This is a genomic window from Microcystis sp. M109S1 (assembly GCF_020247025.1).
GTDB lineage: Bacteria > Cyanobacteriota > Cyanobacteriia > Cyanobacteriales > Microcystaceae > Microcystis.
The window spans coordinates 1-11,234 of the sequence record NZ_JADBRW010000314.1; the positions used below are offsets into that span (position 1 = coordinate 1).

The 11,234-nt window shown below is 42.3% G+C and carries 11 protein-coding genes and 1 pseudogene; 4 read left to right on the top strand and 8 right to left on the bottom strand.

The features are described from left to right. Positions 1-327 precede the first annotated feature (327 nt). The gene (gene ndhD1, locus IM322_RS15720) at positions 328-1,911 is read left to right on the top strand and encodes a photosynthetic/respiratory NAD(P)H-quinone oxidoreductase subunit D1 (protein WP_287676613.1); all 1,584 of its coding nucleotides are present in this window, start codon (positions 328-330) and stop codon (positions 1,909-1,911) included. Positions 1,912-1,983: 72 nt separating this feature from the next. On the opposite strand, the gene IM322_RS15725 is transcribed toward ndhD1, so the two are convergent. From IM322_RS15725 to IM322_RS15735, 3 genes are all read right to left on the bottom strand, one after another. Next, positions 1,984-2,490: a hypothetical protein gene (locus tag IM322_RS15725; RefSeq protein WP_287676610.1), complete on the bottom strand. Its 507-nt coding sequence runs from the start codon at positions 2,488-2,490 to the stop codon at positions 1,984-1,986. Between the two features lie 447 nt (positions 2,491-2,937). Beyond that, positions 2,938-3,609, bottom strand: coding sequence for a hypothetical protein (locus IM322_RS15730; protein WP_002768564.1), 672 nt, complete (start codon positions 3,607-3,609; stop codon positions 2,938-2,940). A 643-nt stretch (positions 3,610-4,252) separates the two neighbouring features. Further along, the gene (locus tag IM322_RS15735; protein ID WP_012264245.1) at positions 4,253-5,017 is read right to left on the bottom strand and encodes an ABC transporter ATP-binding protein; all 765 of its coding nucleotides are present in this window, start codon (positions 5,015-5,017) and stop codon (positions 4,253-4,255) included. A 22-nt stretch (positions 5,018-5,039) separates the two neighbouring features. Between IM322_RS15735 and IM322_RS15740 the strand changes: the two are divergent. Continuing rightward, positions 5,040-5,225, top strand: a pseudogene (locus tag IM322_RS15740) (hypothetical protein). 47 nt (positions 5,226-5,272) lie between these two features. On the opposite strand, the gene IM322_RS15745 reads toward IM322_RS15740, so the two are convergent. Further along, on the bottom strand, positions 5,273-6,085 hold the full coding sequence (locus tag IM322_RS15745) for an inositol monophosphatase family protein (RefSeq protein ID WP_287676606.1): 813 nt from the start codon (positions 6,083-6,085) through the stop codon (positions 5,273-5,275). A gap of 61 nt (positions 6,086-6,146) precedes the next feature. Here IM322_RS15745 and scpB point away from each other — a divergent pair, with 61 nt between their 5' ends. After that, positions 6,147-6,665, top strand: a complete 519-nt coding sequence (scpB, locus tag IM322_RS15750; RefSeq protein ID WP_286825035.1) for an SMC-Scp complex subunit ScpB — start codon at positions 6,147-6,149, stop codon at positions 6,663-6,665. A gap of 134 nt (positions 6,666-6,799) precedes the next feature. Continuing rightward, positions 6,800-7,150, top strand: coding sequence for a DUF760 domain-containing protein (locus IM322_RS15755; protein WP_002803308.1), 351 nt, complete (start codon positions 6,800-6,802; stop codon positions 7,148-7,150). Positions 7,151-7,639: 489 nt separating this feature from the next. Here the strand turns inward: IM322_RS15755 and IM322_RS15760 are convergent, their stop codons facing one another. The 4 genes from IM322_RS15760 to IM322_RS15775 form a co-directional block, all read right to left on the bottom strand. Beyond that, on the bottom strand, positions 7,640-8,503 hold the full coding sequence (locus tag IM322_RS15760; protein WP_287676604.1) for an NAD(P)-dependent oxidoreductase: 864 nt from the start codon (positions 8,501-8,503) through the stop codon (positions 7,640-7,642). 26 nt (positions 8,504-8,529) lie between these two features. Next, a complete protein-coding gene (locus tag IM322_RS15765; RefSeq protein WP_287676602.1) occupies positions 8,530-9,189 on the bottom strand; it encodes a class I SAM-dependent methyltransferase in 660 nt (219 codons plus the stop codon). A 13-nt stretch (positions 9,190-9,202) separates the two neighbouring features. After that, on the bottom strand, positions 9,203-10,045 hold the full coding sequence (locus IM322_RS15770) for a DUF6671 family protein (protein ID WP_287676600.1): 843 nt from the start codon (positions 10,043-10,045) through the stop codon (positions 9,203-9,205). 124 nt (positions 10,046-10,169) lie between these two features. Then, a complete protein-coding gene (locus IM322_RS15775; protein WP_287080048.1) occupies positions 10,170-11,027 on the bottom strand; it encodes a S1 RNA-binding domain-containing protein in 858 nt (285 codons plus the stop codon). Positions 11,028-11,234 lie beyond the last annotated feature (207 nt).

Genomic DNA, 11,234 nt, shown 5'->3' on the forward strand with positions numbered 1-11,234 from the left:
ACCCCAACCCCCAACCCCCAACCCCCAACCCCCAACCCCCAACCCCCACCGAAAAACTTTTTCAGCAGACCCTATTTAGAGATTTTCTGCAACTTCATCGCTATTTTTCCCATTTTTGAACTCTCAAAAATTAATTAGGGCAGAAGTCTCTTGAAACTTAACAATATTAATAGACAAGGACAGGAAAATAATTGCTAGATTGATTTAGGTACAGTTAACTGTAACCGCGAGAACAAGAGAAAAAAGCCAGTTTTCCCCGGTAAAACCGCCAAAAAGCCCTAGCTTAATTTCTCGATTCTGACGATTAAATAAATATTAAAACAGCCGATGAATCTAACGAACTTTCCTTGGTTAACTGCCATCATCCTTTTTCCCATCGTCGCCGCTTTATTGGTTCCCATAATTCCCGATAAAGACGGTAAAACCGTGAGATGGTTTGCTCTGACGGTGGGATTAATCGACTTTGCCCTAATTATCTACGCTTTCTATAGCAGTTACGATTTCGCTAATCCCAATCTGCAATTAGTCGAAAGTTACCAATGGTTGCCCGAAATTGACCTAAGATGGTCCCTAGGAGCCGATGGCCTCTCAATGCCCCTGATTATCTTAACGGGATTTATCACCACTCTGGCTATCTTAGCGGCTTGGCCGGTGACTTTTAAACCGAAACTATTCTACTTCCTGATGCTGTTGATGTACGGGGGACAGGTTGCGGTGTTTGCCGTACAGGATCTGTTACTGTTCTTCCTCGTCTGGGAATTAGAATTAGTCCCCGTCTATCTCATCCTCTCCATTTGGGGCGGTAAACGCCGTCTCTACGCGGCCACCAAATTTATCCTTTACACCGCCGGAGGCTCTCTATTTATCCTTGTAGCGGCGCTGACGATGGCTTTTTATGGCGATACCGTCTCCTTTGACATGGTGACTATTGCTGGCAAGGATTTCCCCCTGAAACTGCAATTATTCCTCTACGCTGGTTTTCTGATTGCCTACGGGGTAAAACTGCCGATTTTCCCCCTCCATACTTGGCTACCAGATGCCCACGGCGAAGCCACTGCCCCTGCCCATATGTTACTAGCGGGAATTTTGCTTAAAATGGGTGGTTATGCGCTCCTACGGATGAATATGGGGATGTTACCCGATGCTCACGCCGTTTTCGCCCCCGTTTTGGTGATTTTAGGGGTAGTTAATATTATCTACGCCGCCTTAACCTCCTTTGCCCAACGCAATCTTAAGCGCAAAATTGCCTATTCTTCCATCTCTCACATGGGATTTGTGCTGATTGGCATGGCTTCCTTTACCGATATTGGTACAAGCGGGGCGATGTTACAGATGATTTCCCACGGACTGATTGGGGCGAGTTTATTCTTTATGGTCGGTTGTACCTACGATCGCACCCATACCCTGATGTTAGACGAGATGGGCGGTGTCGGCAAGAAAATGAAGAAAGTTTTTGCCATGTGGACCACCTGTTCCCTCGCTTCCCTCGCTTTGCCCGGGATGAGCGGTTTTGTGGCGGAATTAATGGTATTTATCGGTTTTGCCACCAGTGATGCCTATAGTCCCACTTTCCGCGTTATTATCGTCTTTTTAGCGGCTATCGGTGTCATTCTCACCCCGATTTATCTTTTGTCCATGTTGCGAGAAATTCTCTATGGGCCGGAAAATAAGGAATTAGAAGAACACCATGCCCTAGTGGATGCGGAACCCCGGGAAGTCTTTATTATCGCTTCTCTATTAGTGCCAATTATCGGCATTGGACTCTATCCCAAAGTGGCCACGACAATTTACGATGCTACTACCAATAAATTAACCGCCCTAGCGCGTAATTCTGTCCCCAGTTTAGTACAACAGGCAAAGGCAAAAACCGCTAGTTTCTCCCTTTATTCCCTAAAAGCCCCCGAAATTTAAATGTAGGGTGGGTTAGGCGACGACAAGTTAAGCAGTTAACCAATAATTAAAAATTCGCCGTAACCCACCACATTATTGATCAAGAGAGGACTTATCAGGAATAAGTAGCTTTAACAGAAACAATATCTGACTTATTTCGGAACGCATAGCTCTGATCTCACCTTCAATCACATCAAAGCGTTTTGATATTGAATTCTTGTCATAATCAATAGGCATCGAGTCTTGAGTAGATAGATTGTTGAGTTTATTAGCAAGAGCTGCCCAACTATTAGCTTTTAATCCAAAATAATACTTAGCTTCATTTAGCGTTCTAAACTGCTGCTTAAGAGTATCAACAGTGAAGTTGATTGTCTGATAAACGCAAGCTTGGTTGTCTATATCTTCCTCAACCATATCAACAACCTCACGAATAAGTTGATCGTGATTTTCACTAATCTGAGCGGCGGCTCCTAGTATACGAGAGGTCGCTTTAATCTGCAATTCAGTATCTTGTTGAAGCTGATCGGCAATTTTACGAACTTGTTCCCCCAATGTGCCTTTACGCTTTGGCTCTAGAGCAGGTGTTAACTCTTGACTCATGAAAAATCTCCTTTATTCCTGGACTTCCCCCGTATAAACATACTAGCTATGGCTAAAAGTCTTACAGAGCCTGAGTTCAAGCAATACAATACCAATGAACTACTGGACACAAAATCCTGAAGTTCTTACGCCGATAGGGTTTGAGGCAAAAATTTTCAAATTTGACCTTTAGACCATTATAGCTTGTTTCGGGGCAGAAAATCAGCAAAAACATGGCTACAGAGGGAATCCCTTACTCTAGAGATTAATGACACTATCTGTTAAAATCAGGTTAGCGATCACTATACAGCCAACTCTAGGTCATCGCTCTACTCCAGATACAGTCAACGGTACAGCCATTTTCAAGTGAAAAATGTACCCAGTAGTCTCTTTTCAATTTTTTCTTAGAAGCGACCTGCAGTAAGGGTTTTGTTAATTTTTTAGTATTTATGTATGGGCGAAGTCCAGTTATTCAGAAAGGATATCTTTAATGGCAAGCCAAATGCGTTTGAGCTTTTGCAGCAAACCAACTGGATTACCAGTAGATTCCACTTCTACCGAATCAACTAATTGTTGAATCCTATCCATACGCTCTGCTAAAGCATAAAGGTTATTCACCGCCTCATCCTTGCTTGCCAACGATTCACGCAGTAGAACAACCATTTCAGCAATTTCCTGCTTTAGACGCTCATTTTCAATTTTACGGCGAGTTTCCCAACCCTTGATGCCAGCCTTTGAGCGTCTTTCTCGTTTAAGCAGCTCTTGGGCTTCATTATACAGAGTCAGATATTGCGTCCGCCGGGCATCTGCTTCTTGATATTTGGCTATTAATTCAACAGTTTTTGCCTTCTCTTCGTTATAAAGACAAAGAGTTTGCTGATATCTTTGCTGCTCACTAAGATAGAGTTGATTATTCTGCGTTGCACGCTGCTCCCATTCATCAACTGCAAGCTGTGAAGTCTGAAGCTGTTGCTGCAATTGAGCTTTTTCCTGCTGCAACAAAAACTTATCACCTCTAGCATTATCTCGCTGCTGTTTCAGTTCATGATAAGAGGGTGGCTCTGGCTGCCGAGAGCGAGGATTGTTGCGCTCATTATCACTATTAGAATCTCGGCGATCCGCCCTTCGCATCCCTGGCATAATTCAACCTCCGAAGCAGATATCCCTATAACTTGAGTCTTCCCAAATCAACGGAACGAGATAGCATTCGACAAGCTAAACCTCCGGCTCTTCTGGTTTCTGTGTGGAAACTAGGTCTATACTGATAGTTTCTTCAGCAAAATAGTCCTAAAAGTCTTTCCCAGTAAACATTTCACGATTCCATAAGCAAAAACTATCACACAAAGTCGAGAAGAGCCAACCTCCTAATGAATCAATCAGTATCGATCACACTAAAAAATAACTTGACGGACACTATCACTACTAAGAGTTAAAGCGACCTAACGACTTAATCAAGAGGCAATCGCCACTCTCAACTTAAATCTAAAATATCATATTTGTCCGCTCCAATGATTTGCCATAACCCGATTACTTCTTAATTCTTAACTGTAGCGAGCATCAATAATCTTGGCGAACTGAACAACGAAGTCAGCTATTTTTAATTGCGTAATCCTTGCTCAAATAGCGACTATTGAGACTTAAACAAAAACTGAGGTAACAATAGTTAAATAGTTTCAAACCTATAGCAGTAAGCCATCAGCTTTGAATCAGTTATATAGGAAGTTGTCGTTTTCTTTTCACTGTTTACTGATTACTGTTCACTGATAACTGAAAAATCCCCACCCTACCCAATCACCTCATGTAAATCCGTCGGTGCGAGATTAGGATAAACCACTTCACCATCCTTAAACCAGATAATGCGCTGAGAGTGACGCGCCACATCAGCCTCGTGAGTTACCATGACGATAGTAATGCCACTGTTATTCAATTCCGAGAAAATAGCCATCACCTCTTGGGTAGTTTTCGAGTCTAGCGCCCCCGTCGGTTCATCAGCAAGTAATAATATAGGTTGATTGACAATTGCCCTAGCAATAGCGACGCGCTGCTGTTGTCCCCCCGATAATTGATTGGGTTTATTGTGCAGTCGATTATCTAATTTTACCTTCGTTAAAGCAGCGATCGCTCTTTCCTTTCTTTCTTGGGGAGAAACCCCACCATAAATCATTGGTAACATGACATTTTCCAGCGCACTCATCTGGGGTAAAAGATGGAATTGCTGGAAAACAAAGCCGATTTTGCGATTGCGAATCTGAGCTAAATCCCCATCCGGCAGCGTGGAAACGTCCAGATTTTCTAGATAATAAGACCCCGAGGTGGGACGATCAAGACAGCCGATAATATTCATGGCCGTGGATTTTCCCGAACCCGAAGCCCCCATAATAGCGCAATATTCCCCTTTTTTCAGGCTCAAATTGACGTTATTAAGAGCTTTAACCATGGTTTCGCCACTGCCGTAGATTTTAGATACATTTTCGAGGCGAATAATTACTGGCTGATAGACTTCGGCTTTATCGTTGCGTTCGCTGAGAGAGGAAGTATCAAAACTCATGAAATAAATTCGTGGGGGCAGGGTGTGGGGTGTAGGGTGTGGGGTGTAGGGTTTTAGCGATTTTTAGGGGGTCAATTACCTAATTTTCAGGCAAAAAGTGCCTAAATTTCCCCCCGATCACTCCCATATCTGGTACTTTTTGATTTACAAAAACTCTCAAAGTCTTAACCCACAAGGGTTTTACCATTATTCAGCAAGCCCTAAATAGAGATAAAACCATTAAATGCAGCTATTCTAACCTGAGCAATTCTCCATTCAAGCAACATCCTTGAGAAAACCGACTAAAGGCAAGAAAACCGGCGCTAAATTCGATCGAGCCACGGCTAAACAGGGATAGGATCGATCGCTATAATTTTCCCCCACCTGCAAGGGAAAAATCTTTTCTCCTAAAGAGATAAATACTCCGCCAGCGGCCTGTAGAATTGCCCAGACCGCAGCAATATCCCAGACTTTCGGGGTTGCTTCCACTCCTCCCAAAACCGTGCCATCGGCAACCAAAAGCAGATTATAACTAGCCACTCCTATCATCCGCACTTTGCAGGGAAAGGGATTTTTAAATATATCTGTACTACGAGCGCAGAGATTAAACAGATGATTTTTGCTGGGAAAATCTTCGCTGGTGTGAATCGGTTGACCATCACGGTAGGCTCCCTCTGGACCGGTTAAACCCGTCTCACCGTACCAATAACCATAATAGGCCTGTTTTAGGCAGGGGAGATAAACAAATCCGAACACGGGAGTCCCCCAGTAGAGAAGTCCTAGGGAAATGCCCCAGATGGGAATACCGCGAGTAAAATTAGTCGTGCCGTCGATTGGATCCACTACCCAACACCATTCTTGATCCGGGAAAATATGGGTAGTTTCCTCGGTTAGGACTCCATGATCCTGGAAAGTGCGGGCAATTAGCGATCGCAATTCCCCATCAGACCAACGGTCGGCAGCCGTCACTAAAGTCCCATCTGCTTTATTGGTGGCCTGTAATTTGCCAAAATCAGCCAGTAAGCGATCGCCCACCTGGCCGGTAGCCTGATAACAAAAGTCTAAAACCTGACTCCAAAAAGTTTCCATAATTTTCTCGTTCGTCTTCTAGTAGAATATCAAATCATTGTCTAAACTTAGGTAGTCGAGATTGAGCGCGGAACCCCACCAGGAGATCAGACTAGCTACCCGTCTAGAAGCGATACTTTATCTAAAAGGGCAGCCTGTCCCCTTAACCGAGATGGTGACATTAACTAACAGCGATCGCTTGACGGTGGAAGATGCCATGATCGAATTAATGTCCGATTATGCCCACCGGGATAGTGCCTTGGCAGTGGTGGAAACCCCCCTCGGTTATAGTTTACAATTGCGGTCAGCTTATCAGAATTTGATCGAAGACCTGATCCCGGCCGAATTAGGTACGGGAACCCTCCGTACTTTGGCAGCGATCGCACTAAAAGAACCGATTTTACAAGCGGATTTAATTAATTTACGAGGCAGTACGGCCTATCAACAGGTTCAGGACTTGGTAGAACGAGGATTTGTGAGAAAACGCAAGCAAAACGAAGGCAGATCCTACTGGTTAGAAGTAACCGATAAATTTCATCAATATTTCGAGGTTGACAATCTTAGGGAACAGGGTATTCTGGAACCTACCGATCAGGAATAAGGAGAGAGAGGGTATATTATGGGGAGATGTTTCTGATCACTGAGCTAAACTTGAGGAAGATGGGGGACTTCGGGCAATCAAGAAGAGCGATTTGTTAACCTAAATCTAATAACCACTACAGCGTGGGAGTTCTGATGACTTTTAATCCTGATTTTTTTCCCTGGGAAACCGAAGAACAAAATGATAACTGTCTGATGCAGTATCTCCAGCAGCAGCATCCTGAAACCCTTGAGAGAATAGCCCAATCGGTCAGTAGCGAAATTAAAGATATTATCTCGCAAAACGTCAAGGGATTGGTGGGAATGTTGCCCTCAGAGGATTTTGCGGTACAAATTACCACCGACCGCGAGAATTTGGCTAATCTTCTCGCTTCAGCGATGATGACAGGTTATTTCCTCGGTCAAGTGGAGAAGCGCCATCATTTAGAATCAATTTTGTTAGCTACAGAATCAATTAAATTGGGCAAAAAACCAAAAATAGATTAATCTTCACCCAAGATAGAGACACTTTGATCGGTGTCTCTATCAGTTTTTAGCCCCCTTTGGCAAAACTCACCATCACCAAAATCGAGAGTAGAATACCGGGGGCAAGTAAACCCGCTAATAATCCAAATTCAGTCAACGTCATAGAAAAATATGCCCAAAATTCCATCACTTCCTACTCTAACCCCCTCTTCTGGCTACCTCAACAAAGCTTAAGGAAAATTTAAAGCCTTTTACCGTTTTTTTTCCTATCAGTAAAGTAAGTATTACAGTTATCTTAATAATAAGCCTCAAAAATAAGGATTAAATTGCCTAAAATTTGTAAATAGACCATTTAATTGATTATTATTCATTCTTAATTCTCCTGACTACTGACTACTGGCTACTGACTCCTAACCCTAACAACAATTTTTGATTTTTACAAGAGGTCGAATGTTTACTTTTGTCCGACTAGACAAACCAAAGAGAGTCTTTTTGATGTTGGCAAGCGGTTTATAATTCTTTTTTCAGCGCCCCGTATAAAGCTGAATAATCTTGTTCTGCGAATCCCATTTCTAAAGCTTTTTCAAGAAGGCGCTGTACTCCTGTTAGGGGAAAAGTGGTTAAATCTAACCTCTCCGATTCCTCTAAAAAGAGATTGACATCTTTGAGTAAATGTTTAGTGGGAAAATTAGGGTTAGCATAATTTTTCTCTAACATTCTGGTTAATTTTTTGTCAAAAGTAGGCGCATATAAGGCACTTTGACGCAGGATAGTCATGAACTTTTCTAGCTCTACTCCTTGCTGGGATAAAAAAGCTAAACTCAAAGCAAAAGCACTGGTTAGAGCGGCAATTAATTGATTTAAAGCTAATTTTAACGCCGCGGCGGTTCCCACTTCCCCGATTAACATCGGTTCTTGACCAAAATGTGCTAATAAATTTGACCATTGATGGAACTGTTTCTCCGTTGCTCCCACCATAACTAAGAGAGTCCCCTTTTTAGCTTCGGGAATACTTCCTAACACGGGTGCTTCTAGATATTCTCCCCCTTTAGCAACAATTTGATCTCGCAGTTGTTTACTTTCAGAAGGAGCAATAGTTCCCATCTGGATAATAGTACGATTATTAAAGTTGGATTGCTCGGAATTTAATCCTAAAACCTCTTGGATAGCGGCGGCATTAGTTAACATTAAAATCAGACAATCTGCCTCTTGAATTACTTGCTCAGGAGAGCTAACTGTTTTGGCTCCCAACTGCTGTAAAGCTGTCAATTTTTCTAAGGTGCGATTATAGGCAATAACAGAAATTCTCTGATTTAATAATCTTTCTACCATTGGCGTTCCCATTAATCCCGTTCCCAAAAGTCCAACTTTCATAACTCGCTTTTCCCCTTATTTATTGATTAGTTTTTACTCGTTTTTATAGCTGTCCAATGACGTTCGGAAGACTGATAAATTTTAACATTTTCTAAGCCCGACTGCTGGATTAAATCTGCGATTTCTGCTAGGGTAAAAGCCGCTCGCAGCGAGTCTTGAAATAATTGCGCTTGTCGCAGAGAAAAATTAGGATCGATTTCCCTCACCATCCCCTTGATTATTTCCTCGGAATCGGGACGGAATAAATCTCTTAAAAAAATGCCCCCATTGGGTTTTAAAACTCGCTTAATTTCCCGTAAAAAAGGCAGAGGATACTTGAGATGATGGATTAAACTATTAGAAATAACTAAATCAAATTGCTCGGATTGGTAGGGAAGATTTTTTCCATCAACTTTCTCCAATTTGATCTGTTCTTGACAGTTAGCATTAAGGATATTTTTTTGACCAATTTCTAACATAGAATCGGCCAGATCAATAGCGATAATTTGCCATTGGGGACGTAGTTGACTGATCATAATCGGAATGCGTGCAGTACCGGTTCCTACATCTAACACCCTAGCATTAATACCGGCCAATTGTACGGCTTCTTTAGCGAAATTAGTATTAACTTCGGTGAAGTCCATGGCATCATATTCGAGCGCTTCTTCCCGATCATCCATTACTTCTGGTTCTAAAATTCTTTCCATAGAAAAGCTATCTTTAGGGATTACAATATTCACAATACATTGGATCGGCAGTTTTTTGACCGTTGGGAAAGAGTTTTTCCTCTCGATAATCACACCTTTGACAACCGTATAGTTCCAGTTTAATTAAAGAGGTGGGAAAGTGACATAAACCACAGGGTAAACCCGATGTTATTTCGATAATATCAAACCCCGGACAACCACAATTAGGACATAATTGATTAAGTTTCTGAACCAGATTTGCTGTTGCGGCAACAATTGCTTTCATGCGCGTGGGATTGTGCATAGCGCGCATATCGGTTTCTAGGTGTACTTTGCCGTTTTTGTCAAGAATATCTTCAACAATTTTAACTAAATTTTTCCAGTCGGTAATTCCCTTAAAAATATTCTCGGAGTCGAGAGAATTTTTATCAAACATCACCACTAAACCATGACTAGGAAACCCTATTTTTTCGGCAAATTCTAAAGCATCTGCTAGATTAGTTACAGTTTGGTGAGCGTGATTAGTTTCCGTGACTATTGCTTGACCAATTATTTCTAGATTATGGACTCGATCGAACAATAAAATCAATTCACGATTACAGGAAACTAGCGGCAAGTTGGGATAGGGATAAAAACTACCCTCACTAGCAATTCCGATATCGTATCCCGAAAGCTCGATCGCTTGTTGTGCCTTCCTGCGAGCGGTTTCAATTTGTGTCCCGATGCGCTTAATATCCCGGGTAAAAGTGCCAAAGCGATCGGTATCAAAATTATCGGGTACAATCACCTTAAGGCCTATTTCTTGCGCTAAAATCGGTGCAATTACCCGCTCTTTTCCGTGCATAGTCCCTAAAATTGCTATCCGATCTTGAAACATCTTGGTCAAGTAAAAAGGAGACAGGAGAGAGGAGACAAATTCACCTGATAACTGATGGTGGGTTACGGCGAATACTAAATAGGTGGTAAAATATCTAAATTATTGTCGCCTAACCCACCCTACGCTAACTTTCGGGTGTTTTTCCCTGAGCTTGTTTTAATCTTTCTGCTGCTGTTTCCATGACTTCAGCAAAGTTTTCGAGAATTTCGCCGGGGTGTGCTTCGAGGATTTTTGTGGATAGGGAAATGCGATTTTTATATTCGTCAATTTCCGCGACTACCACTTTAATTGCTTGACCAACTTTAAAGAAAGTCATGGGAGAATTAAAAGAGGCTCCCGTCACCTGTTTAGCATGGAGTAATCCCGTCACTCCACCGCAATCGACAAAGACACCGTAGGGTTGTAATTTAACCACGGTGCCACTTAATAATTTACCCACAGCTAATTGACTGATAGCGTTAGCGCGAGCAATTTCTCGCTGAGATAAAACTAATTTATTATTTTCTTGATCGATTTGAATAAAAGTTGCGGTTAAAAGTTGTCCGATCAGGGAATCTAAATCACTTTTTTCTATTAAATGGGAGCGAGGGATAAATCCTTTTAATCCCTCCACTTCTCCCGTCACTCCCCCCTTATTCACCCCCGTGACGCGCAGCTGCACCGACTTGCCACTTTCAGAGATTTCCCTGACATTTTCCCAAGCTTTTTGTAGTAATAATTGCCGCAGAGACAGGGTAACTTGTCCTTCCGCGTCCTGTCCACGGGTAATCAGAAAATCGAATTCTGCATCTATGGGTAAAGCTTCGGCAATGGAAGGAACATTTTCCAGGGAAATTTCCCTTAAAGAAATAAAAGCGGAGGATTTGCCGCCAATATCGATGAATGCTCCATCGGAGGTGTGTTGATCGACTCTCCCGCGCACGATCTGCCCTTTTTCAAATTGATAATCGTATTGATCAAGAGCTTTGGCAAAATCGTCCATGGAAAAGGCAGGGTTCGGTGTCATGATAAATAGAATGGTTACAAGTATAATTTCGATCTGCTTCCAGTTTGACACTCCTGGGCCTAAAGGCGTGAGGATTCTTGAGCTAATCACAGCCCTTTCTGGTTTCCCTTACTTAGGTCTTACACGATTATGTCTGAACCGAACCTACTAGAATATCACTTGCTATCTAGTTATCCTTTTTCT